The sequence below is a fragment of the Corynebacterium sp. HMSC29G08 genome (assembly GCF_001806875.1).
Classification (GTDB): Bacteria; Actinomycetota; Actinomycetes; order Mycobacteriales; family Mycobacteriaceae; genus Corynebacterium.
Genome location: NZ_KV786270.1, coordinates 14,506 through 38,818, shown reverse-complemented (window position 1 = coordinate 38,818; position 24,313 = coordinate 14,506). Strand labels below are relative to the sequence as shown.

Here is a 24,313-nt window from a genome sequence, read left to right as displayed (position 1 = left end):
CGAACTCACCGCCACCATCCAAGCAATCACCGGCCACGAACTTCCGCACTAAAATGGCCTAAGTCAGGTTTGAGGGCGCTGTGTTTGACCGCGCTGTGCCTAAACCCCGAACGGAAGAGTACGGATAGGCCGGGTTTTGGGTATCTATCCGTAGTGTTGTATCCGGGGTTTAGCGAAAAAGGGCGCGGGTGGATGACTTTAGGGCCGGGTTGAGACCGGGTTGAGACCGGGTTGAGACCGGGTTGCTGCCGGATTGGCGCGCAAACGCCAGGGGCGCAAACGCCGAGGTCCGGGTTTGTCCACCATGTCGGGACCGATCAGTCAACTATGCCGGGGCCGATGACATACACTGTCATGCATGATTCGCACCCGCACCGCAATTGGCCTGGCTACAGCCGCCATGTGCGCTACTGTTTTGGTCAGTAACGCTGACGCTGAAACCGAGACCCCAACGGCAACCGCTACGGCAACTGCTACAGGCACCGAAACGCCAACCGCAACGGCAACAGCAACCCCCACCCCAGGATCGACGGTGACCACCACCGTGACAACCCAGCCAACGGTGACGGTAACCAAGTCCACAAAGACCACCACCCCGACGACCACGGAGAAGAAGTCCGACACGCTGACGATTCTGCGCGCGTTCTCCTCGGGCGACTTCTCCCAGGTGAGCACGACGGGCATCATTCTGTTTGTCATTGGCACCATTACCGCGCTGCTGAATATGGCGCTGCAGATGGATAAGGGGCAGGTGGATAAGATGCTCGCGGACGTCCGCAAGCAACTGCCCACCCTGCCGTTCTAGCGCCTAGGCAGCGATGAAAGGCATCATCCTCGCGGGCGGTTCGGGCACTCGGCTGTACCCGATTACTCAGGGCATTTCGAAGCAGTTGATGCCTATTTATGACAAGCCGATGGTGTACTACCCGCTGACCACCCTGATTAGCGCGGGTATCCGCGAGATCCTGGTGATCACCACCCCAGAGGATAGGGCCGCATTTGAGCGGCTGCTTGGCAACGGCTCGCAGCTCGGTCTCATGATCTCTTATGCGGAGCAGCCCTCACCGGACGGTTTGGCGCAGGCTTTCATCATTGGCAAAGACTTCATTGGCGACGATTCGGTGGCCCTGGTCTTGGGCGACAACATTTTCGACGGCTCGGAGCTAACTCGCATCCTGGGCGAGACGCGCGATGTGGATGGCGGCGTGATCTTTGCGTATGAGGTGTCGGACCCGCAGCGTTATGGTGTGGTGGAGTTTGACCCGGATGGCACGGTGTTGTCCATTGAGGAGAAGCCGGAAACGCCAAAGTCTAACTTTGCGGTGGTTGGGCTGTATTTCTACGACAACTCGGTGGTGGAGATTGCAAAGTCCATTACTCCGAGCGAGCGCGGGGAGCTGGAGATCACGGCGGTCAACGACGCATATCTTAAGCGTGGCCAGCTGAAGGTACACCGCCTGCACCGTGGGGACGTGTGGTTGGACACGGGCACGATTGATTCCATGAGTGAAGCCAGCGCGTATGTGGAGGTCATCCAGAAGCGTACGGGCACGGTGATTGGTTCCCCGGAGGTTGCTGCGTACCGGGAGGGTTTTATTGACGCGGCGCAGCTGGAGCGTTTGGCGGAGCCGGTGATGAAGTCCGGTTACGGGCGCTACCTGCTGGACACGATACGAGACTAGGTACGGGACTAGGGTTTTGTGACATGGCTTCTCTAGCTGTTTTGATGAGCGTCTACCGCGGCACGGATGCGGGCGAGTTGGCTGTGTGCTTACAGTCGCTGGCAGCGCAGACACGTCCGGCGGATGAGGTTGTGGTGGTGCTGGACGGCTCGGTTTCTGAAGCAGTGATGGAGGTGTTAGCGGGGTTCCCGGCGCGCCTGGTGCCGTTGAAGCACAACGTGGGGTTGGGCAAGGCGCTCAACGCGGGGTTGGAGACCGTTGACTCGGAGTTTGTTGCCCGCCTTGATTCGGATGATGCGGCGTATCCGCAGCGCTTTGAGCGCCAGCTGGAGTTTTTGGCGGAGCATCCGGAGGTGGCTGCCGTTGGCTCAGCGGTGCGCGAGTTTGAGCATCGCATTGAAGACGCTGGGCCGGTCCGGGCACTTCCGGAGAACCCAAGGAATTACGCGAAGATGAATTCGCCGTTGAATCATCCGTCGGTAATGTTTCGCGCTGATGCGGTGCGTCAAGTGGGCAGCTACCAGCATGTGCCTTTTATGGAGGATTATGACCTCTGGGCGCGGCTTTTGAGCAATGGGTGGGAGCTGGCGAATTTGCCGGAGCCTTTGACGTATTTGCGGGTCAATGATGCGCAGTTGCGGCGTCGTGCTGCTGGTGAGACGCGTCGTGCGGAGCTGACGATGCAGCGCAATCTGGTGGCGTATGGGTTGGTGTCGCGCTCGCGCGCGGTGTTCAACTTTGCTGTGCGAAATGCGTACCGGATGTTGCCAATCGGGGTGACTAAGCGCGTGTACTCGCGTCTTTTTCACCGTAGCGACTAAGGTATCCCTGCGATGGATACGTCGCGCGCACTCATGGATTTCAGCGACACCTGGCTTGTCATTCCTTGTTTCAATGAGGGCCAGGTGATTTTCGACGTCATTGCGAATGCTCGCCAGACGTTCCCCAACATTGTGGCTGTCAATGACGGTTCGCGCGATAACTCGGCGGATGCCATCCACGCTGCCGGTGCGCATTTGGTGAACCACCCGGTGAACTTGGGCCAGGGCGCGGCAATTCAGACGGGTGTTGAATATGCACGCGCGCAACCGGGTGCGCAGTACTTTGTCACGTTTGACGCGGACGGCCAGCACCAGGTCAAGGACGTTGTTGCCATGGTTGAGCGCCTGCGCACGGAGCCGGTGGACATCATCGTGGGCACACGTTTTGCGGGCCAGGATAATTCGCAGGTGCCGTGGATTAAGCGCGTGGTGTTGAAGACGGTGGTGATGCTGTCGCCACGCACGAAGCGCCTGGGTCTTAGCGACGCACACAATGGCCTACGCGCATTCAACCGCAAGGTGGCCGAGGAGATGGACATCCGTATGAACGGGATGAGCCACGCCTCTGAGATCGTGGCGATGATTGATAATCACGGTTGGCGTGTGGCTGAGCAGCCGGTGGATATTTTGTACACGGAGTACTCCATGTCCAAGGGCCAGTCCCTGATCAACGGTGTGAACATTCTTGCAGACGGCCTGATGGCGAGGAGGCTCAAGTGATTCAGCTGATCCTAATTGCCGCCACGGTGGCGTTGGCGGTGTATTTCTTCACCAACCGCAAGAAGGCGAATGCCAAAGCGTGGGTGAAGATTGGCTTTGTGCTGATGATGCTCGCTGCCGTGTGGGCGATTCTGCGCCCGGATGACGTCACGGTCCTGGCCAACTGGTTGGGGGTTGACCGCGGTACGGACCTGATGCTGTACGTGCTGATCGTCGCTTTTTTCTTTACGACGATTTCCACGTGGACCCGCTTCCGCGAACAAGAACTGCGCTACGCGCGCCTTGCCCGAGCGGTGGCGTTGCAAAACGCCGTGCCGCCGGAAGCAGACTAAGCAGGCTGAGCAGACTGTGCAGGTTAAGACGCAGCGATGACATTGGCCACGTGCTCGTGGCCACGCTGGTTGACGTGAATCGGCAGGTTGCCGGCACCGCTGTAGAAGTCCACTAGGCCAGCCCACATGCGGGCGTGGTCAGGTGCGCACATGTTGTTGTTCCACGTGGAGGGCTTCAGGTCCAGGAATTCGATGCCGGTTGCGTGGGCCAGGTCTACCTGTGCCCACTGAATGCTGTCTTCCCAATCGGCGACGGCCGGGAACGGCGTGGTGTCGCTGACGTTGGGGGCGACGTGGAAGAGGCACACGTTGCCGTTCTGTGTGACCTTGGGGTAGCCAACGATCTGGATACGTGCGTTGGGGGCGGCGGCGCGGATGCGATGGATTTGGGGTGCCATGGCGGCGACCCAGTCGCGGCGGAAGGTGGCGCGATCGCGGCCGTCGTTGTGGTACGTGTCGTTGAACCCGGTGGAGATGATCACGCGGGCGGTGTTGGGATTGAGCCCGCCGTCGTTCACCGCACGGGTGACCTGGGAGGCAAACTGCGGTCCCTTTTGAATGGACACGGTGCCGGTGCAGGAGTAGTCCCAGGCTGGCAGGCCAAGTTTGGCGGCGGAGCGCTTACCCCAGCTGGTTGGGCTGGTTGGGCACCAGGTGGTGACGTCGGAGGAACCATGGCCGCCGATGCCCAGTTTGCCGCCGAGCCACTGGGCCGCGTTCGGGTCGGAGACCACTGAGTCACCGAAAACGACCATGTTGCGCTGCTGCGCCTGCGCCATCTGTGGTGCGATTACGGACTGTGCGAATGTGCCGAGGCACAGCGCAGCAGCGACAAACGCTTTGGCTTTGTTGCGGGTTTTGTTGCGCCCCTTTTTCCTAAACATTCACTTTCCTCCTAATTTTCCCACCAGAAACATTTGTAACTTCAGTAACTTACGCTACCGTAGCATTATGCGACCAACCGCACACCCTACGTTTCTACTGAAATCCTTCGTCCGATTCGTCCCCGCCGTTACACGCGCGGGCATCATCAGCGCCGAAGGCGGCCCCCTCGCGGCCCTCAAAGTCCTGCCCAACCTGGCACGTTTCCACTTCACCACTGCCCGGGAGATCGAACAAGGCGCAGCTGCCACACCCGAGCGCACTGCGCTTATAGATGACTCCGGTGTTCTCAACTACCGCCAACTCCGCGACCAATCGCGTTCACTTGCCGCCTGGCTCCTTGAGATCAAAGCGGAGCGCGGCCTTAATGAGCTGCGCATTGGCGTGATGGCCCGCAACGGCCGCGGCATCATCCTGCCGCTGGGCGCCAAAGGCTACGCCGGCGGGCACATCTTCCTGCTCAACATCGGCTCCTCACCAGAGCAGCTGCGCGGCATCTTCGAAGAAACCGGGATCAACATCCTGTTCATTGATGACGAGTTCCTCCCCCGCCTCCCCAAAACCGACAACATCATGGACAACATCACAGTTGTCCGTGCCTTTGAAGCCTTTGAAGGCTTCAAAGAAGAAGGCGATGAAGAGGTTGCGGGCATGTTGAGGTTGGCGGAGTTGGTGGGTCAGCGGGGCGTCGGCAAGCAACTGCCCATGTGGCCGAAGCACGGCAACATTGTGCTGATGAGCTCGGGCACCACCGGCATCCCCAAGGGCATCGTGAGGCCTGAGCCGAGGCTGCCGTTCGTCATCGCCGGCTACCTAGAGGCCATCCCCTGGCGCGCAGGCGACACGGTGCAGCTTTCTGCATCCATCTTCCACACTTGGGGCTGGTCCGCACTCCAAGTGGCGCTGGCGACCCGCTCCACCATTGTCACCAGCCGCGTTTTCGACCCGGAGGTGTGCTTCCAGCAGATCCAGAACTACCGCTGCACCGGCCTGATCTCCTCGCCGATCTTTTTCAAGCAGATGCTGGACCTGGACGAAAACTACGACACCTCCACCCTGCGCTACCTTGCCACCGCCGGAAACGCCATCACACCAGCGCTGTTGCGGCGCAGCACCGAACGCTTCGGTCCGATCATCGCCAACATCTACGGCTCCACCGAACTCGCCCTGGCCGCTGCCGCATCACCCGAGCAGCTGCAGGCAGACCCGAGCATCGCTGGCAAGGTTCCGCCCGGTACCGTGCTCAAGCTTTTCGACGCCAACGGCAACGAAGTCCCCACCGGCGAAACTGGTCGCATCTTCCTGCACAACGAAACCGCCCTGCGCAGCTACACCAACCCAGCAACCAGGGCAGAGGAAATCGACGGGTTGATTGAGATCGGCGACCTCGGCTACTTCGACGAGCAGGGTTTCCTCCACGTTTTGTCACGTAATGACGACATGATCATCGTCGGTGGCGAAAACGTCCACCCGCAGTCCGTGGTGGAGGTGCTCGAAGAAATGCCGGGCGTGGACGAGGTCTACGCGCACGGTGTTGATGATGACGTGATGTTTAAACGCATCGCCGTCTGGATCGTCCGCGCAGGTACTGCGGCGGGGGATGCACTCACCGAGGATTCCGTCCGCGAATGGGTGCGCAACCACTTGGCGGACCACTCGATCCCTCGCGACGTCCACTTTGTTGAAGAACTGCCCCGAAACGCCATTGGCAAGGTTGTGCCGCGCTTCCTGCCCGGCATCGACGGATAAGCAAAGCAACTAAGGACAGCAAGGCGAAAGCCCAGTCAAAAGTGAACTGCTCCCCGACGAGCATGACAACGTGTGGACCACCGCGCACTGGCGACGCATCTGGGCAAAAATGTGTAACGATGCCGAACTCGACCACGTGGACACCTACCTCGCCGCCGAGCGTGAACGCGATGGCCTGCGCGCAGTGCCGGATGCCGGCTAGTTGGCTTTAGGCCTATATTGCGCGAAGGGTGGGGATGCTATCCCCATTTTGAACATCGGACGCTGGTCGAGAAACTTGTCGAGCGCATCGAGGTAGGTTTCTCGTTCGGCGACCGGCAAGAGCTGCGAGATGCTCGCCAGCGCGATGAAGTGGGCCTGCTTATTAGTGGTTTTGAATCCACCTGTTGGATATCGACGATCAATCTCGTTCGAGACACCGGGGCTCTTGGGCATTGGGCGCATCCAAAGCCGCTGGTGATGAAAGACGAGGTTGCGGGTAATTCCGAAGCACTCCACAGTGATATTGAACGCCCGCTTGGGAACGTTTAGTTCTCGTGCGACAAGGTTGTTGACCTGTTCGGTCCCGCTTCGCTGCTGGCCGCAGTACCGCAGAAACTTTCCGATAGTTCCCACAGTGAAACTGTCCACGATCGCCCAGAACGGCAAGTCCTGAACCAGGTCCGTAACGTCCTGAACGTTATTCTGGTCGCACCACCGTGGCACATCCATTCCCCGCGCTCGAGCGCGAGCCTTGATTCCGTCCGCGACGTATGGCTCACCGTGGCGGAGGATGTCGCGAAGCATAGTGACTTGCAGGCGTTCCGCTGCCACGGCGTCGCGGGTCGTCCACGAGGACGGATCAAGATACCCTTCTCCGTTTCCCTGGGCACTGCAGAAGTGTTTAACCGTGACGGCGCGGATGTGCCATTCTGCCCGGCGTATCCACGGGGTAAGAAAAGTGGCAAGGTCCGCCTCTGCATCGACTAGTGCTCGAATGTCCGCGAATTGTTTGGGGCCACTCAAATAACCGCTGTCAGTGAGGTTGCGGTAGTGACGTGCGTACCCCATTAGGAAGTGGAAGTTTACAGTTCGCAGCCACTCCTTATCGCCAGGTGACAGTGTGGGGTGGTCGATCATCTGCCGATCCCTGAGAAACTGCTCTTGCTGTTGCGGGGGCAAAAATGGGATGGCGCTCATGGTCGTCATATCTTACAAAAAGAAAGGGCCCCCATGAGGCGCATCGTTGAGAGGCGTTGGGGGTGCTGTTGCTGCTAACAATAGCAAAAAACCATGCAGCGCGGTAAACAAACTTGCCACTAAGAGTTGCTGATGTGTTCCGACCTGCAGTTGCTTCGCGCGAGCTGGCGATAACCAAAGGGTCACACCCCCGTACAGGTGTGCCCCGCGGTAACGCGTGGAAACTACATTCCCGTTTATACAGCCTCGCTGTCCCGCCTCTCACGCCCGTCTCATCCGACCACGCCCGGCGCGAGTGCGTGCGCGCTCTGTGCGCGCCAATAAAAGGAACAGCCTAGGACAACTCGGGACAACTCGGTGTGCTGAGCATGAAACAAACCCCAACTAAAACCATGTTCTAGCTGGGGTTTTCCTTGAGCCACCTGCGAGAATCGAACTCGCGACCTTCTCATTACGAGTGAGATGCTCTACCGACTGAGCTAAGGTGGCCGGACACAACTTCTGCACAACGCAGTGTGTACCGGGATGACAGTGTAGTGGACATCACCGAACAAAAGAAACTCGCAGGTCAGCAGACCAGGTCAGTGGGCGCCGCAGGCTTTGCGAATGTGGCCGAGCATACCGTTAAACGCCACGGTGGGATCAACGCTTTGGTGTAGGCGCACGCGGCATTGGGCGATGGCGTCCTGGCAGGCCACCAGACCTTCGAGGGGCACGCGCTTGGCAATCTCCTCTGCCAGGCCAGAGAAGTCCGGGTGGGTCAGGGGCACTTCCGCACCGGACTTGAGCACCAGCGCGTCGCGGTAAATACCCAAAAGGTCCACAAGGGAAAGGTCGAGGGCGTCGCGTTTGCGCCGAGTGGCGCGCGCTTTTTGCGCAGCCTCTAGCTCTTTGAGCTCGGCGGAGGTGCCAGACATCGCCTTGGCCGCGCCGCGTCCCTTCGCACCCACGCCAAGGGCCACCTCAAGCTTTTCGCGTTCTGCAGCGTCGGCCTCCGCGTAGTCGTCCACCGCTTCCTTCTGCACGCGCTTGACCAGTGTGGACACGGCTTGGAAGCCCTGGGCGCCATGGAAGACCAGCTCCGCCAAGTTGATGGCGGCAGCGCGGCGCAACTGCACCGATTCCATGGTCACCAGCTTGCGGGCGCGACCGATGTGGTGCAGGGACGCTGCAGCAGCCAGCTGCGCGTCGTGTTCGCTGGCGCCCTCTTCCTCCATCAGCACGCGCACCACTTCTTGCTGCGAGGGAGCCGGGATGTAAAGGTGCCTGCAACGAGACCGCAGCGTCTGCGAGATGTCCTGGGGGTCTGTAGACGGGGCGCACAACACGATCACAGTTTGTTCCGGCGGCTCCTCAACGGTTTTGAGGAGCACGTCGGCCGCTTCCTTAGTGAGGCGGTCGGCGTTTTGGATGATGAGGATGCGGTGTGAGGCAACCGTCGGCAAGCGGGAAGCTTGAGCAACAATCTCACGCACTGGCTCAACTTTGATGGCAAGCTCGCGCGGCACAACATGCACCAGATCGGTGTGGGTGCCCGCCAGGGCGTCACGGCAGGACTTGCAGCGGCCGCAGCCAATCTCAGAGGGATCTTCACACATCACCGCTGCAGCAAACGCCAACGCCGCATTGGAGCGGCCAGCGCCCGGCGGGCCGGTGAACAACCAGGCGTGCGCAAACGCGTGGGGGTCCGCGCCTTCCACCCCGCGTGCGGCTGCGGCGGCGGCAAGAATTGTGTCGCGGACCTTGGGTGCATCAGCAAGACGCTGTGCAACGCTGCGCGGAGCTACGGTAGTCACAACGGCTAAGAGTACTCGGCGCTAAGGTGATACACCATGAAACGACTTTGGCGCGGCCTTACTTGGCTCATGCGCACATCGTGGCCGCTGTACGCCGCCAGTGTGCTGGGCACCAATGTCGTTGGCGCAATCGCCATCATGTTGTTCGTGCGCTACCTCCTGCCCATGCACGAGGTGGAGGAGCTAAGCCTCAGCCACATGGGGCTGGGGCTGATCGGCGTGATCTACTTCGCTATGGCCGTGGTTATTGGCCTGATCGTGACACTGCTACTCTTCCGGCCCGTGCTGGAATGGCAGTTAAGTCCGGACGACCATGACCCAAATATGGTGCGCAACCTGGTGCTTCGCCTCCCGGTATTGCAAACCGGTGTTGTGGTTGCGGTGTGGCTGGTTGGCATTGCCATCATCACGTTCGTGGCCTCGCGTTTGTCCTGGCAGCTGGCGTTAGTCATCTTTGTGGCCACACTGCTCACATGTTTTGTCATGTCAGTGTTGACCTATCTACAGGCAGAGCGCCTGGTGCGCCCGGTAGCGGCGGAGGCGCTGGCGCGCAGGTTTGAAGATTCCACCCTTGAGCCACCGATCAAGCAACGTTTGTACATGACGTGGCTGGTCACCTCTGGCGTGCCACTTCTGGGCATCCTGCTGCTGTTCGTTGCGCAGTCCGGCGGCTTTTTCACCCAAACGCCGGGTGAGCTGATCCCGGCAGCTCTGGTGCTCACCATCGCAGCGCTGTTTACTGGCTTTATTGGCACCGCTTTTTCGGTGATGAACGTGGTGGACCCCATCAAGGAGCTCCAGGACGCGATTAACCGCGTGCGCCGCGGTGAACGAAACACCCAGGTGGATATCTACGACGGCTCCGAAATCGGCGTTCTCCAGGCTGGTTTCAACGAGATGATGCGCGGGCTGAACGAACGTCAGCGTGTGCGCGACATTTTCGGCCGCTACGTCGGCGCCGAGGTCGCCCAGAAGGCACTGGAGGAAAAGCCGGAGCTAGGTGGTGAGGATCGCCGTGTGGCGGTGCTGTTCATCGACGTCATCGGCTCTACCACCTTCGCCGTCGACCACACCCCGGAAGAGGTGGTGGCGGAGCTCAACCGCTTCTTCGAGATCGTGGTGGACGTGGTGCACGAGAATAAGGGCATCATCAACAAGTTCCAGGGCGACGCTGCTTTGGCGGTGTTTGGAGCTCCCGTTTCGCTTCACGACGCTGCGTCCCACGCCCTCCAAGCCGCCCGCGAACTCACCGATGAACTGGCAGGGCTTGAACTACAGGCAGGGATCGGCGTGGCGTCCGGGCACGTGGTTGCCGGCCACATCGGCGGCTCTGACCGCTTCGAATACACCGTGATCGGTGACGCGGTCAACGCCGCGGCACGCCTGACAGAGCTTGCGAAAGACACTCCGGGCAAGGTGCTGACCAGCGCGGCAACCCTGCGCGCGGCAAATGAGGTGGAGCAGCAGCGCTGGACCCTGATGAAGTCCGTGGAGCTGCGGGGCCGCAACAAGATGACGCAGTTGGCCCGTCCGGTGCGCTCCACCCTGGCGGACCGCTCCTAACCCGCGGACCGCTACTTCCTGCGGGCCTTGACCACACGCTTCGTGGTTTTCTTTACACGCTTCGTGGTTTTCTTTACACGCTTCTTGGTGGCCTTCTTTGCGCTTGTTCCGCCGTCGGCGGCTTCGCGTGCGCGGCGGGCAGACAGCAGCTCGTTGGCGCGCTCGTCCGTCATGGTCTCTGGCGTATCACCACGCTGCAGGGAGGCGTTGGTCACGCCGTCGGTGACGTAGGGGCCGAAGCGGCCGTCCTTAATAGACATCGGCTTGCCGGTCACGTCATTGTCGCCCAGCATCTTCAGCGGCGGCTTCGCAGCGGCACGGCCACGACGCTTCGGCTCCGCGTAGATGCGGCGCGCCTCTTCCAAGGTGATGTTGAAGATCTGGTCCTCGCTGGCAAGGGAGCGCGAGTCGCTGCCCTTCTTCAGGTACGGGCCGTAGCGGCCGTTCTGTGCGGTAATGACCTCGCCGTCAGCCGGGTCAACGCCAACCTCACGCGGCAGGGACAAAAGCTTCAGCGCTTCTTCCAACGTCACCGTCGCCGGTTCCATGGAGGCAAACAGGGACGCGGTGGCGGGCTTGAGCTGCTCGTCTACAAGCGCTGCGATGCGCTTTTCCTTCTGCGCAGCGGCTGTCTTGGTCTCCCAGTTCTTGGCGCGCTTGCCTTCTTCCGCACGCTGCTTGTCTTCCGCGGCGCGCTCCTCGGCGACAACTTCTTCGGCGTGGGCTTCGGCTTTCACGCGTTCGTCCTCACGCACGAGCTCCGTTACGTACGGACCGTAACGGCCCTCGCGAGCCACAATCATGCGGCCGTTGGCCGGGTTCTCCCCCAGCTCACGGCCGGACTGCGGGGTGGCAAAGAGCTTCTCCGCCATCTCAAGTGTGATCTCATCCGGCGTTATGGATTCGGACAGGTTGGCGCGCTGGTACTCCGGCTCGCCCTCGGCCGTGGTGCCCACCACGCGCTCGATGTAGGGGCCGTAGCGGCCAACACGCACGATGACGTCGCGCCCCTCGCTGTCCTCGAAGAGCTTCAGGGAGTTCGCCTCCCTGGCGTCAATGGACTCCAGGTTCGCGTCAATCATGTGCTTCAGACCACCGCGGCGCGCAATGGCATCCGCCATGGTGTCGCGCGCATCCGCATCACCGAAGTAGAAGCCGGTGAGCCACTGCGTGCGGTCCTCATTGCCGTGCGCAATCTCATCCAGCTCATCTTCCATGGACGAGGTGAAGTCATAATCCACCAACGCATCAAAGTTGTTCTCCAGCAGGCCAACCACGGAAAACGCAACCCAAGTAGGCACAAGCGCGTTGCCGCGGGCAGCTACGTAGCCACGATCCTGGATGGTCTTGATAATGCTGGCGTAGGTGGACGGGCGGCCGATGCCGAGCTCCTCCATCTTCTTCACCAGGGAAGCTTCCGTGTAGCGCGCCGGCGGGTTCGTGGAGTGCTCATCAGCGGTGATGCCGTCGACGTTCAGCGCGTCACCTTCCGCCACCTGCGGCAGGTGCGTCTCCTTGTCCTGGTCAGAGTAGGCGCGCAGCCAGCCCGGGAAGGTGATCGTGCGGCCGGTCGCGGCAAACTCTGCCACCTCGCCCGTGTTCGCCTCACCGGTCACCGTGATCTTCGTGGAGTTGCCACGCGCGTCCGTCATCTGGGAGGCAACAGTGCGCTGCCAGATCAGCTCATAGAGCTTGAACTCCTCGGCGTCCAGAGAACCCGCCAGCTGACCCGGCGTTGCAAAACGCTCACCAGCTGGGCGGATCGCCTCGTGTGCCTCCTGGGAGTTCTTCACCTTACGCTCATAGACGCGCGGGGAATCCGCCACAAAGTTCGCGCCATAAAGCTCACGCGCCGCAGCTCGCGCCGCATCCAGCCCCTGCTTGGACAGGGACGTCGAGTCCGTACGCATATAGGTAATGTGGCCGTTTTCGTACAAACGCTGCGCAATGCGCATCGTGCGCGCGGACGTAAAGTGCAGCTTGCGGCCAGCCTCCTGCTGCAGCGTCGATGTCATAAACGGCGCATAGGGCTTGCGCGTGTAGGGCTTCTCCTCCACGCTGGTCACCCGCATGGTGTCGCCGAACGCGCCAGCCAAGCTTTGGGCTTTTTGCTTATCGACGACCACCGCCTCCCCCTTCAGCCGCCCCCTATCGTCGAAGTCGCGTCCTTGGGCGATGCGTGCGCCGTCGATAGTAATGAGCTTCGCATCGAAGGTGGTGTCGTCGGATTGTGGGGTCAACGACGCCGTGAGATCCCAATACTCCGCGGCAATGAACGCCATGCGCTCACGCTCACGCTCCACAATCACACGCGTGGCCACCGACTGCACGCGGCCAGCCGACAGGCGCGGCATAACCTTCTTCCACAAGACCGGACTGACCTCATAGCCATACAGACGGTCCAAGATGCGACGTGTTTCCTGCGCATCCACCAAATCCATATCCAACTCGCGAGTGTTTTCGGCGGCCTCACGAATCGCGGACTCAGTAATCTCGTTGAACACCATGCGCTCAACCGGCACCTTCGGTTTCAACGTCTCCAACAAGTGCCAGGCAATCGCCTCACCCTCGCGGTCCGGGTCTGTTGCCAGAAGAAGCTTGTCCGACTCCTTGAGCTTGGCCTTTAAGTCCGAGACCTTCTTCTTCTTGTCCGGGCTGACCACATAAATCGGCGCGAAGCTCTGGTCCGGGTTCACACCCAGCTTCGCCCACGGCTCGTTTTTGTACTTCGCCGGAATATCGGCAGCGCGACTGGGCAGATCGCGGATATGGCCCACCGAGGCCTCCACAATATAATTGTCACCCAAATACTTTTGGATCTTCTTCGCCTTGGTCGCCGACTCAACGATCACCAGGGTCTTGCCGCTCACAGCCACGCTGATGTGACACCTCACTTCACTTTGCCGAAACTTCCTCATTTGTAGCAGATCACGGCAACACTACCCCTGCAAGGACCCAGAGAACCTTGCCCCGAGGGTTTGTGGCGCAGCAGACTACACTCGCTTGGGTACTTGTTTTGGGGCCTGTATTTGGCCCTGTTTTGGGGCCTGTATTTGGAAGGAGGCTTGCGGCGTGGAATCACTGTCATCACTCATGGACGCATTCATTGCGTTCCTGCATATGCTGATGGCAACGCCGTTTTTCTACCCGCTGCTCAGCCTCGTCATTGTTGGCGACGCAATCTGCCCCCTCCTCCCCAGCGAGACCATCCTCAACTTGGCTGGTGCCTTCTCCGCCTCCCAAGGCGTCCCCGACCTGCGCTACACCATCATCGCAGCCATCATCGGCGGTGTGGTCGGTGACAACATCTGTTTCGCCCTCGGCGGTCGCCTCATCGGCGTGGTCAACCGCCTCGACCCAGACTCCAAAGCTGGCCAGGCCATCCAATGGGTACGCCGCAACATGAAACGCAGCGCTGGCATCACCATCCTTGTCGGCCGTTTCCTCCCCTGGGCCCGGTGGGTTGCCACCATTGTTTTGGCTTCCGTTGGCTACAACTGGTTCGCCTTCTTTATTTACGACACTATCGGTGTCATCCTCTGGGCCACCCTCGCCGTGAGCTTGGGCTACGCCGGCGGCTCCCTGCTTGCGGATTACCCCCTGCTCGCCATGATCGTCGGCGTGGCGCTGGGCTCTTTGGTTGGTCTTCTTATCCAGCGTGTGCAGAACTGGTTCTTTGAAAGCCGCGACATCCGCCGAGGTGTGTCCGAGGTCTAGGGGTTTCGGCTGGTTTCGGGGTTGTGGCGGTGGACCACCAACAAATTCAGAAAGAATTCAGGGCGGCGCCCCGGATCCTGAATTTGTTTCCCGAAATCGGGCAAAGAATTCAGTATCCCCAGGTGGCCGAGAGCACCAACCCAAAAGAATTCAGGATTCGACCCCGGCCCCTGAATTCTTTCTGAATTCTTCCGGCAAACGGCACCCGGCTAGGCGGTGCCAAAATGAAAAAATCCCCACCACTGGGGCGGGGACTATCATGAGCGGTAAAGCGCCCGAGGCGATCAAACGCTAGATGACGTTCACCTGCTGGGCCTGCGGACCCTTCTGGCCTTCACCAACCTCAAACTCAACCTGCTGGTTTTCTTCGAGGGTGCGGAAGCCGGAGCCCTGAATCTCAGAGTAGTGAACGAAAAGGTCAGCGGATCCGTCGCTTGGTGCGATGAAGCCGTAGCCTTTTTCTGCGTTGAACCACTTGACAGTTCCAGTTGCCATTGTGTGTTTGGACCTTTCGAAAGACGTGATGTTCTTGGAGTTGTCGTCCACCAGGGCTTCGAAAGACCTGGCGCCCGCGTGCACAATCCTCGCGAGCGCCGCCGTAGGGCGCGCACAAAATCTGTGAACGTTTCCCAGTCTGCCACGAATTGGTCTGCGCGGCTACCCTGCTTGCATGGAAGATTTCGGCGACAGTCTCATTGGTTCTCTGAAGCGCCGTCTGCCGCATTCCACAATCACGCATGTTGAGAAGGTGCCGGCTTGCCCAGCGCGTTTCACCAGCTGGCCGGGCTGGGTTGAGCCGAGTTTGAAGCAGCTGCTTGTGAACGCCCAGATCACCTCCCTCTACCTCCACCAATCAGCAACCGCGGAGCATGCCTGGGCGGGGCGTGATGTGGTGGTGGCGACGGGGACGTCTTCGGGTAAGTCGCTTGGCTATCAGCTGCCGGTGTTGTCCGCGTTGGCGGCGGATGAGCAGGCGTGCGCGCTGTATTTGACGCCGACCAAAGCGTTGGGCTCTGACCAGCTGCAGGCAACCACGCAGATGGTGCGTGGGGCGGCAGGCCTGCGTGCGGCGAATATCAGCCCGGCGCCGTATGACGGGGATACGCCGCAGGAGGCGCGGGCGGGGATTCGGGAGCAGTCGCGGTTTGTGTTCACCAACCCCGACATGTTGCACGCGGGAATCTTGGCTGCTCATCAGCGGTGGGCGCGGCTGCTGCGGCATGTGCGGTTTGTGGTGGTGGATGAGTGTCACACCTACCGTGGGGTATTTGGGGCGAACGTTGCGTTGGTGCTGCGTCGGCTGATCCGCATCGCCGAAGCTTATGGGTCAACCCCAACGTTTATCTTTGCCTCGGCAACCGCCGCGGATCCGGCGGGGCAGGCATCCAGGTTGTGTGGTCGCGAAGTGGTTGCTGTGACGGAAGATGGCGCGCCAACTGGTCAGCGCACCATCGCCCTGTGGGAGCCGGGTTTTATCGAGGGCCCGGACGCCCCGACTGCGGACAACGGCGCGACGGTGCGCTACGCCGCCACCACCGAAGCGGCCGGGATTATGGCGCAGCTGATTGCCGACGGCGCACGCACCCTCACCTTCGTCCGATCCCGCAGGGCTGCGGAGATCGTGGCTATGCGTACCCAAGAAGAGCTGGTTCTTTTGGGCAGGCCGGATTTTGCCGAGCGGGTGGCGTCCTACCGTGCGGGTTTTCTTGCGGAAGATCGCCGCAAGCTTGAGCGCGCACTGGACCAGGGTGAGCTACTTGGCATGGCCACCACCAACGCACTGGAACTGGGGATTGACGTCGGTGGGTTGGACGCGGTGGTGATGGCGGGGTTTCCGGGGACGGTTGCGTCGTTTCGTCAACAAGCGGGGCGCGCGGGCAGGCGGGGCCAGCATTCGGTGGCGGTGCTGGTAGCGCGCGATGACCCGATGGATACCTACCTGGTGCATCACCCGGAGGCGCTGTTGCGCAAGCCGGTGGAAAACAGTGTGTTTAATCCATCCAATCCGTATTTGCTTCGCGGGCATGTGTACTGCGCGGCGGTGGAACGCCCGCTGACCAGTGCAGACATCGACGCGTTTGGCGCCGCCGAAGTGGTCGATGAGCTGGTCGAAGGCGGGTTCCTGCGCAAGCGCGGGGAGCGCTATTTCGCCGTGCCGCAACTGCAGGGTGAGATCTCCCCGGAGACGGCCCATGCGAATGTGTCGCTGCGCGGCGGGTCCGGCCAGGAAGTGGCGATTGTGGATGTCACCGACGGCCGCCTCCTTGGCACCGTGGATGCAGCGCGTGCGATGAGCCAGGTTCACGACGGCGCCGTGTACATCCACCAAGGCGAGCAATTCGTTGTGGACACGCTGGACTTGGAAGACTACGTGGCACTTGTCACGCCGGAGACCCCCGATTACACCACTCAGGCACGCTCCACCACTGACATCACCATCCTGGGCACTCCGACTGAGCTGAGCAACCCGTCGCCAGGGCTGTGGGTGGCCAATGTGGATGTTGAGGTTGTGGACCGGGTGACGGGCTATGTGGTCCGGCTTGCGGACGGCACCGTGTCCGAACACATCCCGCTCGACTTACCCGAACAGCGCCTGATTACACGGGCGGTGGCCTACACCATTGACCCGCTGGCACTGGACGCGATGGGGATTTCCGCGGCCGACATCCCCGGTGCGCTACACGCCGCGGAACACGCTGCCATTGGGCTGTTACCTCTGTTGGCAACGTGCGACCGCTGGGACATCGGCGGCGTATCCACCGCACTGCACCAAGACACGATGCTGCCCACCGTGTTTGTCTACGACGGCCACCCCGGCGGCGCCGGCTTTGCCGACGAGGGCTTCCGCCGCTTCCATGAGTGGATCACCGCCACCTACGAGGCGGTGCGCGCCTGCGGGTGCGAGGACGGCTGCCCCTCGTGCGTGCATTCTCCGAAGTGCGGCAACGGCAACCAGCCGCTAGATAAACACGCCGCGCTCACGCTGCTCGGCGCGTTGGTCACCATGACGTCGGGGCATAGCCGATCCGGCATGCAAGAAGACTTGGGCTAAAGCGGACCTGCCCTTGCGTGGCCGGTGGCTGTTCGGATGGTGCGGGGGATGGTGGTTGTGGTGGTGACGTCACCGTGGATGAGCACACAATGCTCCAGTGTTGCGGAGTTGAGCTCGGCGGTGCGCCGGGCAACCGCGCAGGCGTCCGCACCCTGGTAAAGGGCGGTGGCGCCCGCAACGGCGGCGAGCTCAGCGGCGACCTGGGCACGGTGAGAATCCGCAACCGAACCGCCGATCACCGCCACGGACGCGGCCAGGGCGACCACGGCAGTGACAATGCCGGCTGAAGTAACGGTGCTCATTGGTACTCCACGGGGAAGACGGCCTGGGCGCGCATGGTGCCGACGACTGCGGGCACGCGTGCAGTGGCGGTGACCAGTCCTGCGGATTCGGTGATTGCCACCTCACCGCGCGGAGGCTGGTAGGCCACGCCGATGGCGGCCGAGCGGGCCGCCGCCCCCGCAATGTCCACCGCGGAGATAAACGCCGCGATGGTGGCGATACCCCCGATGATGGCCGCAGTGACGCTCACCAGCACGGTCATGGACAGTGCAGTTTCGATGGTGGTCATGGCTCAACCTTTTTGCGGTTACTTGAGCCGGTTACTTGGGACGGTCATTGAGCGCATCCGTGATCACCGACTCAATGGCGCTACTTACCCCGTTGCTGTTGACCACCATGTACAGCACGCCGGCAAGGGCGGCGGCCGCTAGGGAGCCAAATGCATATTCAATGGTTGAAAGGCCCCTATCGTTGCGCACCTTTTCAAAGGTTTGCGCGAGGTAATCGCCCATTTTTACGTGTGCGATCAGGGCCAAAGTGTTGATGCGGTTCATGATGTTTCCTTTCGGTTAATTGAGCATGTCTACGCCCAGGCTGATCACCACTGGTGCCAGACCGAGGGCGAAGAACGCCGGGAGGAAAAACGCCGTCAAAGGGATGGCGATGAGCACTCCGGCGCGTTCCGCTTTCGCCGTTGCGGCGTCGGCGGAGGTGGATCGGAGGCGTTCGGCGATGCGCGTGCAGCCGTTGGCAAGCGCGGCGCCGGACGCGTTGGACAAGGTGACAAGGTCTGCCAGGTCCGCGCCCCCGGGAAGGGTGCGCAGTTCGGACCAGGCGCGCTCGGGGTTTGCTCCAAGCGCCAACAGTGCGGCCGTGGTGTGCCAGGGACTCGCCGCGGATTGGTAGGTGTCCGCCACCGTTGCCGCCGCGAGCGCAGGGGGAAGCCCCGCGGTGACGCAGGCGGCGAACAAGGCGATGTCGCTGGCACACCGGTTATGATCCGTCGTCGCGGGGCCATCGCGAGGACGGTGTTGCGCGGACTCACCAGGACCCGCGCCATGACCCGCGCCAGGACCCGCTATTGGCATCCGCCCAGTCGGCGCTGGCCTGCCTACCACCAGGGCGAGCGCTAGGAACACAATGGTCAATTCAGAGATCATGCGGCAGCCCTCCTGATAATCGCCCCGGAGGCCAGCACGCCGCCACACACGAGGGCGGTGCCAACCAAGAGCAGCACCGAACCAAGCCCCGGCCCAAGCAGCAAGCCAATGGGGTTGGCACCCATGGCGCTGCCCATGGCAATCCCGCCGAGTGGCAAAAGCGAAAGCATCGTGGCGGTGGTCTTCGGTCCGGTCAGCGCGGCATCGGTGGCGGCGCGGTGCTGTAGGCGGGTGTCTATCTCATCGCGTGCGGTGGCCAACAGACTGGCGATAGGTACGCCACGAGTTTGCGCGCAGCGCCACAGGCACGCCACCCGCTCCAACTCAGGGGTGGTCAAGGTCGGCGGCAAGCTGCCTTGGTGGGTGAAGGAGGTGAGCAGGGAGACGTCGTGAAGCAACGCCCGAGGCACCCCGCTTGGGAGGCGCTCGGCGGCACGCGCTGCGGCATCCGCCATGGTCGCACCGGCGCTCACTCCTTCTGCCAGGTGCCCGATAAACGTTGCGGCGGCCTGCGCCCCGGCCAGTTGAAGGCGCTGATTGCGGCGTTCCTGCAGCGTGTACACCACTACTGCCGCCGCCATCGCCGCTGCAATCACCACACCCGCACGCCCAACACTGAACGCGACCAAGCTGACCGCACCCACGCCAACTGGGATCCAGCCAGGACTCCAAGAGCGACCGGGACCAGAATTCACCCGGCTCGCCGGACTCGGAGCATGTAGCGCCAACGCCGCCGCGCACAGCAGCGCAACCTTGATACTCATGGCGCGACCTCCTCAAACCCGGGGTGCGCGCCCGTATCTGCATCCCACACCACGCGCATGCGCACGAGGCCGTCTACAGCATCAAGCGCGCCGATCTGCTGCACGCAGCGCGCACCGCTTGCCAGCCTGCGCACCACCACAACCACATCCACTGCCGCCGCCAGCTGCGCGTGCAACCCGGCGCGGTCCAGGCCGCCCAATGCGGCGAGTGCCTCCAGGCGCGCAGGCACTTCCTCGATGGAGTTGGCGTGCAGCGTGCCCGCGCCGCCGTCGTGGCCAGTGTTGAACGCCGCTAACAGGTCGATAACCTCAGCGCCGCGGATCTCTCCAACCACAATGCGGTCGGGGCGCATGCGTAGCGCCTGGCGCACCAAGTCTGCAATCGTGATCTCGCCGGCGCCCTCGGTGTTCGCCCCTCGCGTGGACAGGTTCAGCACGTGCGGGTGCGCGGGTGTCAGTTCCAGGGTGTCCTCGATGGCCAAGATTCGTTCGGTCGGGTCAACCTCCGCCAGAAGGGCAGAGAGCAGCGTGGTCTTTCCGGATCCGGTCCCGCCGACAACCAGAAACGTTTTGCGCTGCGACACCACGGCGCGCAGTACCTCGGCTACGTCTTCGGGCACCGAACCTCGCGAAACCAGGTCGTCCAAGCGCGCGGTGGCGGTGTGGAGGACGCGTAAAGAAATGCAGGTGCCGTGTGCAGACGTCGGCGCCAACACCGCATGAAAGCGCAACAGTGTGCCGTCGGGGCGGTGCAGGTGGCCGTCCGCAAAGGGATGTGCGTCATCCAACCTGCGCCCGCACCGAAGCGCTAAGCGCGTGGCCAAGCGGCGCACGTCCTCCTCCGCGGCGAACAATGGCTGCGTAGCGCGCTGAAGGCCGTGGCCGGAATCCACAAACACCGCATCCGCACCGTTGACGCAGATATCCGTCACATCCCCGCTGGCCAGCAGTGCTTCCAAAGGGCCGGCACCCGTCGTATCTTCGCGCAGGCGTCGCATGAGATCCAGCACATCCAAGTCACTGATCACTACCGCCTCTTCGCGGATCAACTGGGCGAGGCGCTGCGCGGTGGGGGCGCCCGGCTCGTCTGCAAGCCTGCGCTGGACCTTCGCCAACACTTCATCGTGTGTGCTCATCGAACACCCCCAACTTCAGCGAGCACCGCTTCCACCGCGCGAGCAAGCGGGCGCGGCAGCCTCGCGGGTAGCCCGGCGCGCTCCACCGTTTTGGTTAGCCCTCGGCAATCTGCAAGCTCCGCCACCACGTTGGAATTCGCAATGCGCTCCACCTCGGCAGCACTCAGGGACTCCCAGCCGTGTCGGCGAAACACCAGCCCATGCGGCACGCTCTTCTCGGCCAGCTGCGCCACAATCCGCGCAGCCGATGCCGCTGGCCGCAGCTGCCCCGGCACCACGACAAGCGCCAGGTCACAGCGCTGCGGCACCATCTCCACCGGCACGTCCAGCACAGTCACGCCCGCAGAACCCAGGGCGCTGGCAACGGCATCGATGTCGTTGGGTTGGGGCGAGGCGGCGTTCGCAAGCATGGACCTTGGAAACGTCAGCACAGCAACATCGTCGCTGCTGATAGGCAGCGCACGGCGCACATCCGCACGGGCAATCGCGCCGTCGCCAAACGCCACCTCGCCCCAGCGCGCGCCCGGCACATCCTCCAGCCCCAGCAGCAGATCCAGCCCGCCGGAGTGCGCATGCCCGTCCACCAAGGTGGCACCGGGAGCTTTCTTGCTTATCGACGCCCCCAACGTCGACACCCCCACTCCCCCACACGCCCCGACCAACGCAATCACCTTGCCGCTCCGGCTTGCATTCGGCGTGCGCTGCCTAAGCAGAGCCCCCAACGCCTTGAGCAACTCCGCTGCCTGCAGCGGCAACGCAAACGTGCGGGGAGTGCTCGGGTCTAGGTCGTGCGTGATGTGGAAGGTGTTGGGGGTGGGGGTACACGTGGCGTCTGTAAGCACGGCGAAGGCTCTCTGCTGGATGCGGGCGAGCTGAGCCGCGTCGGGGACTTCAATGATGGGTCGGCCGGTGGCGGCGGCGATGTGGATGGCCTCCGGGTGCAGCAGCGGGTCATCCACTGCGACGGCGATAGGTGTTGAGCTGCGCTGGTTCATAAAAACAGCGTGCAACCCGGGAAAACAAACATCAACGGCCGCGTAAAAACCTGTGGATAACCCCCGATTTTTGTTGACGTGTCAACACGGAATTGTGGATAACCTTTTGAATCACCTGGGAATTCGCCGAAACAGCGCCTGTCCCAGAGTGCTCTCTTTGCGCAAATCAGTACACTCACGAACTATGACTGCTGCGTTCTTTGATCTAGATAAAACGATCATTGCAACGTCATCCGCGTTCGCTTTCGGCAAAGAATTCATGCATAACGGCATGATCACCCGCGCCGAGGCCCTCGAACTGTACTGGGCCAAAGTGTCATACATGCTGGTAGGGCAGTCCAGCGAGAAGATGGACTCCACCCGCGACGCACTCGCGCAACTTGTTGAAGGCTGGAAGGTAGATGACGTCCAGCGCATCACCCAGGAAACGATGCGCACCGTAGTCACTCCTGCCATCTACGCCGAAGCCCGCGAACTCATCAACACACACAAAGCCGCAGGCCACGACGTGATTATCATCTCCGCATCCGCCTCCATCCTGGTGGAGCCAATCGCGCGAGAGCTGGGCATTGACACCGTCGTCGCCACCGAAATGGGTGTGGAAGACGGGCGGCTGACCGGCGAAATCACCAACTACCTCAAGGGCGAGGCCAAGGCAGATGCCATGCGCCGCTTCGCAGACAAGCACGGCTACAACCTGGCCGAAAGCTACGCGTACTCCGATTCCGCCACAGACATCCCCATGCTTGAAATGGTGGGCAACCCCGTGGCCGTCAACCCGGAGCGCGCGCTGAAGAAGCACGCCGCTGCCAACGGTTGGGAGATCCGCATCTTTAAAAACCCAGAGCCGCTCATCCAGATGCCCAACGCCCGCGAGGTCACCATCGGCGCCAGCGTTGTCGCAGGAATCGCCGCCGTGGCCCTGGCCGCGACCCTCCTGACCAAGCAGCTGCTCAAGGATAAGCGCTCGGCGTAGCACTACATCAGCGGGTGCCACTGCGCGAGGTGCTGGGCCAGCGGCAACCAGGCCAAGCGCGCATCCTCGAAGTCATCGCACTGCCTTCACACCGCCCCATAGTAGGGAGTAGTTTTCAGCGCGGCTAGGTAAATGTGGCTAGTGTTGTATGGGATAAACAAACGTTCAGGAAGGTATACACAGTGAGCAACAAAGGCCTGTACACCAGCGGCACCGACGCAGTGGACTCCATGGCAGATTCCATGGTGGATTCCATTCCGCTTTATGAAACCGGTACAACCAAACCTGGCACTGACTCTATTGGCACGCTCGTCTCCAACGCGTCCGAGCAGGTATCCACCCTGGTCCGCGGCGAGATTGAGCTGGCTAAGGCCGAGGTTATGGGCTCCGTGAAGAAGGGCGCCGTAGGCGGTGGCCTCTTCGGCGCCGCCGGCGTTATTGCCCTTTACTCAACCTTCTTCCTTTTCTTCGCCATTGCCGCGATGCTGGCGTCTTGGATGCACCCAGGCTGGGCGTTTCTCATCGTCTTCCTGCTGATGATCGCCCTGGCTGGCCTCTTGGCGCTGATCGGTTTCCGCAGCGTGAAGAAGATCCAGGCGCCGAAGCGCACCATTGAGAGCGTCAATGAGTTGAAGAACCTGGTCCCGGGCCAGGCGCAGGCAAACCTGGACAAGCACGAGGCAGGCCTGTACACCTCTGGCACCTCGCGCTAAACCCCGGACGTGGTTTCCCCCAACGTGGTGGAGCTCGACGGCGAGTTCACCCACCGCATGCTGCACACACGCGGCGTTCGCCTTCACGTGGCGGACGCCGCGTCGGCGTCTTCAGAACTGATCCTGTTGCTCCACGGCGCGCTCGGTGCCTGGGTGGATTTCAAGGATGTCATCGCCCCGCTTGCCACCCACGGCTACCACGTCGCCGCTCTTGACCTGCGCGGGTACGGCATGAGTGACAAGCCCGCCCATCGCGCGGGCAGCTGGTTGCACATTTTGCTTGGCGACGTCCACGGCGCCATCCACACCCTCGGCCACACAAAGGCCACCGTTGTCGGCGCCGACACTGGCGCCATCATCGCCCGCGCCGCCGCTGCACGAAACCCCCAGGTGATTGAGCGTGTGATCGCCCTGCCACCCAGCCGAGGCCTGCCTGCGCTGGCTACCCGTGTGAGCCCTCGCTTGCTGGGTGCCAGCGCGCGTGTGAAAGACCACATCTGGCGGGCCAGCTTGGCGGCCGATACCTCCCCTGCCTTCCACAACACCGCGCGCTTCGAGGAGTTCCTGCGCCTGCGGACTTTGGCGCGCGACATCGATCATGCGCTGCCTCACATCGTGGAAACCTCCAGGCTGCGGCCTGTTTTTCCTCACCGTGGGGGTGGCGTTGAGGCTAACCCGGCCTGGTTTAGCGCTGCTCCCCACATCGAGGACCCGGACCGTTTCGTAGAGACGCTGATCCACGCCCTGCGCTAGCGGCGCTAAACATCGGATAGCGCCTAAACATCGGATAGCAA

The 24,313-nt window shown here is 61.8% G+C and carries 24 protein-coding genes and 1 tRNA gene; 12 read left to right on the top strand and 13 right to left on the bottom strand.

Translation table 11 applies throughout. The annotated features are described in order from the left end of the window. Nucleotides 1–358 precede the first annotated feature (358 nt). From HMPREF3101_RS12310 to HMPREF3101_RS09925, 5 genes are read left to right on the top strand one after another with little or no spacing between them, the layout of a single operon-like run. Nucleotides 359–805: a hypothetical protein gene (locus HMPREF3101_RS12310; protein WP_070465084.1), complete on the top strand. Its 447-nt coding sequence runs from the start codon at nucleotides 359–361 to the stop codon at nucleotides 803–805. Between the two features lie 13 nt (nucleotides 806–818). Next, nucleotides 819–1,682, top strand: a complete 864-nt coding sequence (gene rfbA, locus HMPREF3101_RS09940; protein ID WP_070465081.1) for a glucose-1-phosphate thymidylyltransferase RfbA — start codon at nucleotides 819–821, stop codon at nucleotides 1,680–1,682. Between the two features lie 23 nt (nucleotides 1,683–1,705). After that, nucleotides 1,706–2,503: a glycosyltransferase gene (locus HMPREF3101_RS09935; RefSeq protein ID WP_070465078.1), complete on the top strand. Its 798-nt coding sequence runs from the start codon at nucleotides 1,706–1,708 to the stop codon at nucleotides 2,501–2,503. Nucleotides 2,504–2,536: 33 nt separating this feature from the next. After that, the gene (locus HMPREF3101_RS09930; RefSeq protein WP_070465095.1) at nucleotides 2,537–3,223 is read left to right on the top strand and encodes a glycosyltransferase family 2 protein; all 687 of its coding nucleotides are present in this window, start codon (nucleotides 2,537–2,539) and stop codon (nucleotides 3,221–3,223) included. Continuing rightward, nucleotides 3,220–3,555 carry a DUF2304 domain-containing protein gene (locus HMPREF3101_RS09925; protein ID WP_070465075.1) on the top strand — a complete coding sequence of 112 codons (336 nt, stop codon included), beginning with the start codon at nucleotides 3,220–3,222 and terminating at the stop codon, nucleotides 3,553–3,555. The genes HMPREF3101_RS09930 and HMPREF3101_RS09925 overlap by 4 nt, the downstream gene beginning before the upstream one ends. Before the next feature lie 23 nt (nucleotides 3,556–3,578). On the opposite strand, the gene HMPREF3101_RS09920 is transcribed toward HMPREF3101_RS09925, so the two are convergent. Then, nucleotides 3,579–4,439: a GDSL-type esterase/lipase family protein gene (locus tag HMPREF3101_RS09920; protein ID WP_070465071.1), complete on the bottom strand. Its 861-nt coding sequence runs from the start codon at nucleotides 4,437–4,439 to the stop codon at nucleotides 3,579–3,581. 67 nt (nucleotides 4,440–4,506) lie between these two features. Here HMPREF3101_RS09920 and HMPREF3101_RS09915 point away from each other — a divergent pair, with 67 nt between their 5' ends. Beyond that, nucleotides 4,507–6,186, top strand: a complete 1,680-nt coding sequence (locus HMPREF3101_RS09915) for an AMP-binding protein (protein WP_070465064.1) — start codon at nucleotides 4,507–4,509, stop codon at nucleotides 6,184–6,186. Between the two features lie 198 nt (nucleotides 6,187–6,384). Here the strand turns inward: HMPREF3101_RS09915 and HMPREF3101_RS09910 are convergent, their stop codons facing one another. From HMPREF3101_RS09910 to HMPREF3101_RS09900, 3 genes are all read right to left on the bottom strand, one after another. Then, complete coding sequence (locus HMPREF3101_RS09910; protein WP_070465092.1) at nucleotides 6,385–7,365, bottom strand: Abi family protein; 981 nt, start codon at nucleotides 7,363–7,365, stop codon at nucleotides 6,385–6,387. A 416-nt stretch (nucleotides 7,366–7,781) separates the two neighbouring features. Then, nucleotides 7,782–7,854 (bottom strand) — tRNA-Thr (locus tag HMPREF3101_RS09905). Nucleotides 7,855–7,946: 92 nt separating this feature from the next. After that, entirely contained in the window at nucleotides 7,947–9,161 is a 1,215-nt protein-coding gene (locus tag HMPREF3101_RS09900) for a DNA polymerase III subunit delta' (protein ID WP_070465063.1), read from the bottom strand. A gap of 36 nt (nucleotides 9,162–9,197) precedes the next feature. On the opposite strand from HMPREF3101_RS09900, the gene HMPREF3101_RS09895 reads away from it, so the two are divergent. After that, entirely contained in the window at nucleotides 9,198–10,724 is a 1,527-nt protein-coding gene (locus HMPREF3101_RS09895; protein ID WP_070465060.1) for an adenylate/guanylate cyclase domain-containing protein, read from the top strand. Nucleotides 10,725–10,735: 11 nt separating this feature from the next. Here HMPREF3101_RS09895 and topA read toward each other — a convergent pair whose 3' ends face one another. Beyond that, nucleotides 10,736–13,642 (bottom strand): type I DNA topoisomerase, encoded by a 2,907-nt coding sequence (gene topA / locus HMPREF3101_RS09890; RefSeq protein ID WP_070465058.1) that lies wholly within the window; start codon nucleotides 13,640–13,642, stop codon nucleotides 10,736–10,738. 175 nt (nucleotides 13,643–13,817) lie between these two features. Here topA and HMPREF3101_RS09885 point away from each other — a divergent pair, with 175 nt between their 5' ends. Further along, complete coding sequence (locus HMPREF3101_RS09885; protein ID WP_070465056.1) at nucleotides 13,818–14,441, top strand: DedA family protein; 624 nt, start codon at nucleotides 13,818–13,820, stop codon at nucleotides 14,439–14,441. 291 nt (nucleotides 14,442–14,732) lie between these two features. On the opposite strand, the gene HMPREF3101_RS09880 is transcribed toward HMPREF3101_RS09885, so the two are convergent. After that, nucleotides 14,733–14,936, bottom strand: coding sequence for a cold-shock protein (locus HMPREF3101_RS09880; protein WP_052206482.1), 204 nt, complete (start codon nucleotides 14,934–14,936; stop codon nucleotides 14,733–14,735). A gap of 175 nt (nucleotides 14,937–15,111) precedes the next feature. On the opposite strand from HMPREF3101_RS09880, the gene HMPREF3101_RS09875 reads away from it, so the two are divergent. Continuing rightward, complete coding sequence (locus HMPREF3101_RS09875) at nucleotides 15,112–17,493, top strand: DEAD/DEAH box helicase (RefSeq protein ID WP_070465054.1); 2,382 nt, start codon at nucleotides 15,112–15,114, stop codon at nucleotides 17,491–17,493. On the opposite strand, the gene HMPREF3101_RS09870 is transcribed toward HMPREF3101_RS09875, so the two are convergent. From HMPREF3101_RS09870 to HMPREF3101_RS09840, 7 genes are read right to left on the bottom strand one after another with little or no spacing between them, the layout of a single operon-like run. Continuing rightward, the gene (locus HMPREF3101_RS09870; RefSeq protein ID WP_070465051.1) at nucleotides 17,490–17,795 is read right to left on the bottom strand and encodes an Rv3654c family TadE-like protein; all 306 of its coding nucleotides are present in this window, start codon (nucleotides 17,793–17,795) and stop codon (nucleotides 17,490–17,492) included. The genes HMPREF3101_RS09875 and HMPREF3101_RS09870 overlap by 4 nt on opposite strands. After that, entirely contained in the window at nucleotides 17,792–18,064 is a 273-nt protein-coding gene (locus HMPREF3101_RS09865; protein WP_070465048.1) for a hypothetical protein, read from the bottom strand. The genes HMPREF3101_RS09870 and HMPREF3101_RS09865 overlap by 4 nt, the downstream gene beginning before the upstream one ends. 31 nt (nucleotides 18,065–18,095) lie before the next feature. After that, nucleotides 18,096–18,287 carry a DUF4244 domain-containing protein gene (locus HMPREF3101_RS09860; protein ID WP_070465089.1) on the bottom strand — a complete coding sequence of 64 codons (192 nt, stop codon included), beginning with the start codon at nucleotides 18,285–18,287 and terminating at the stop codon, nucleotides 18,096–18,098. A 57-nt stretch (nucleotides 18,288–18,344) separates the two neighbouring features. Beyond that, a complete protein-coding gene (locus HMPREF3101_RS09855; protein WP_070465044.1) occupies nucleotides 18,345–18,935 on the bottom strand; it encodes a type II secretion system F family protein in 591 nt (196 codons plus the stop codon). Continuing rightward, nucleotides 18,932–19,699: a type II secretion system F family protein gene (locus HMPREF3101_RS09850; RefSeq protein WP_141737430.1), complete on the bottom strand. Its 768-nt coding sequence runs from the start codon at nucleotides 19,697–19,699 to the stop codon at nucleotides 18,932–18,934. The genes HMPREF3101_RS09855 and HMPREF3101_RS09850 overlap by 4 nt, the downstream gene beginning before the upstream one ends. Then, nucleotides 19,696–20,835 (bottom strand): TadA family conjugal transfer-associated ATPase, encoded by a 1,140-nt coding sequence (locus HMPREF3101_RS09845; protein ID WP_070465040.1) that lies wholly within the window; start codon nucleotides 20,833–20,835, stop codon nucleotides 19,696–19,698. Before HMPREF3101_RS09845 ends, HMPREF3101_RS09850 begins: the two co-directional genes overlap by 4 nt. After that, nucleotides 20,832–21,830, bottom strand: a complete 999-nt coding sequence (locus tag HMPREF3101_RS09840) for a CpaE-like family protein (RefSeq protein WP_070465039.1) — start codon at nucleotides 21,828–21,830, stop codon at nucleotides 20,832–20,834. Before HMPREF3101_RS09840 ends, HMPREF3101_RS09845 begins: the two co-directional genes overlap by 4 nt. A 184-nt stretch (nucleotides 21,831–22,014) precedes the next feature. On the opposite strand from HMPREF3101_RS09840, the gene HMPREF3101_RS09835 reads away from it, so the two are divergent. The 3 genes from HMPREF3101_RS09835 (at nucleotide 22,015) to HMPREF3101_RS09825 (ending at nucleotide 24,272) form a co-directional block, all read left to right on the top strand. Further along, nucleotides 22,015–22,806 (top strand): HAD family hydrolase, encoded by a 792-nt coding sequence (locus HMPREF3101_RS09835; protein ID WP_070465036.1) that lies wholly within the window; start codon nucleotides 22,015–22,017, stop codon nucleotides 22,804–22,806. 182 nt (nucleotides 22,807–22,988) lie between these two features. Further along, nucleotides 22,989–23,519 carry a phage holin family protein gene (locus HMPREF3101_RS09830; RefSeq protein ID WP_070465033.1) on the top strand — a complete coding sequence of 177 codons (531 nt, stop codon included), beginning with the start codon at nucleotides 22,989–22,991 and terminating at the stop codon, nucleotides 23,517–23,519. A 9-nt stretch (nucleotides 23,520–23,528) separates the two neighbouring features. Beyond that, the gene (locus HMPREF3101_RS09825) at nucleotides 23,529–24,272 is read left to right on the top strand and encodes an alpha/beta fold hydrolase (RefSeq protein WP_141737429.1); all 744 of its coding nucleotides are present in this window, start codon (nucleotides 23,529–23,531) and stop codon (nucleotides 24,270–24,272) included. Nucleotides 24,273–24,313: the final 41 nt, after the last annotated feature.

Excerpts from the sequence above, each read along its gene's own strand:
- HMPREF3101_RS09915 (WP_070465064.1), top strand. The coding sequence starts at position 4,507 with ATGCGACCAACCGCACACCCTACGTTTCTACTGAAATCCTTCGTCCGA.
- HMPREF3101_RS09870 (WP_070465051.1), bottom strand. The coding sequence starts at position 17,795 with ATGAGCACCGTTACTTCAGCCGGCATTGTCACTGCCGTGGTCGCCCTG.
- HMPREF3101_RS09910 (WP_070465092.1), bottom strand. The coding sequence starts at position 7,365 with ATGAGCGCCATCCCATTTTTGCCCCCGCAACAGCAAGAGCAGTTTCTC.
- HMPREF3101_RS09935 (WP_070465078.1), top strand. The coding sequence starts at position 1,706 with ATGGCTTCTCTAGCTGTTTTGATGAGCGTCTACCGCGGCACGGATGCG.
- HMPREF3101_RS09885 (WP_070465056.1), top strand. The coding sequence starts at position 13,818 with ATGGACGCATTCATTGCGTTCCTGCATATGCTGATGGCAACGCCGTTT.
- HMPREF3101_RS09835 (WP_070465036.1), top strand. The coding sequence starts at position 22,015 with ATGACTGCTGCGTTCTTTGATCTAGATAAAACGATCATTGCAACGTCA.
- HMPREF3101_RS09850 (WP_141737430.1), bottom strand. The coding sequence starts at position 19,699 with ATGAGTATCAAGGTTGCGCTGCTGTGCGCGGCGGCGTTGGCGCTACAT.
- HMPREF3101_RS09855 (WP_070465044.1), bottom strand. The coding sequence starts at position 18,935 with ATGATCTCTGAATTGACCATTGTGTTCCTAGCGCTCGCCCTGGTGGTA.
- topA (WP_070465058.1), bottom strand. The coding sequence starts at position 13,642 with ATGAGGAAGTTTCGGCAAAGTGAAGTGAGGTGTCACATCAGCGTGGCT.
- HMPREF3101_RS09860 (WP_070465089.1), bottom strand. The coding sequence starts at position 18,287 with ATGGGCGATTACCTCGCGCAAACCTTTGAAAAGGTGCGCAACGATAGG.
- HMPREF3101_RS09840 (WP_070465039.1), bottom strand. The coding sequence starts at position 21,830 with ATGAACCAGCGCAGCTCAACACCTATCGCCGTCGCAGTGGATGACCCG.
- rfbA (WP_070465081.1), top strand. The coding sequence starts at position 819 with ATGAAAGGCATCATCCTCGCGGGCGGTTCGGGCACTCGGCTGTACCCG.
- HMPREF3101_RS09930 (WP_070465095.1), top strand. The coding sequence starts at position 2,537 with ATGGATTTCAGCGACACCTGGCTTGTCATTCCTTGTTTCAATGAGGGC.
- HMPREF3101_RS09875 (WP_070465054.1), top strand. The coding sequence starts at position 15,112 with ATGGAAGATTTCGGCGACAGTCTCATTGGTTCTCTGAAGCGCCGTCTG.
- HMPREF3101_RS09880 (WP_052206482.1), bottom strand. The coding sequence starts at position 14,936 with ATGGCAACTGGAACTGTCAAGTGGTTCAACGCAGAAAAAGGCTACGGC.
- HMPREF3101_RS09845 (WP_070465040.1), bottom strand. The coding sequence starts at position 20,835 with ATGAGCACACACGATGAAGTGTTGGCGAAGGTCCAGCGCAGGCTTGCA.
- HMPREF3101_RS09865 (WP_070465048.1), bottom strand. The coding sequence starts at position 18,064 with ATGACCACCATCGAAACTGCACTGTCCATGACCGTGCTGGTGAGCGTC.
- HMPREF3101_RS09895 (WP_070465060.1), top strand. The coding sequence starts at position 9,198 with ATGAAACGACTTTGGCGCGGCCTTACTTGGCTCATGCGCACATCGTGG.
- HMPREF3101_RS09920 (WP_070465071.1), bottom strand. The coding sequence starts at position 4,439 with ATGTTTAGGAAAAAGGGGCGCAACAAAACCCGCAACAAAGCCAAAGCG.
- HMPREF3101_RS12310 (WP_070465084.1), top strand. The coding sequence starts at position 359 with ATGATTCGCACCCGCACCGCAATTGGCCTGGCTACAGCCGCCATGTGC.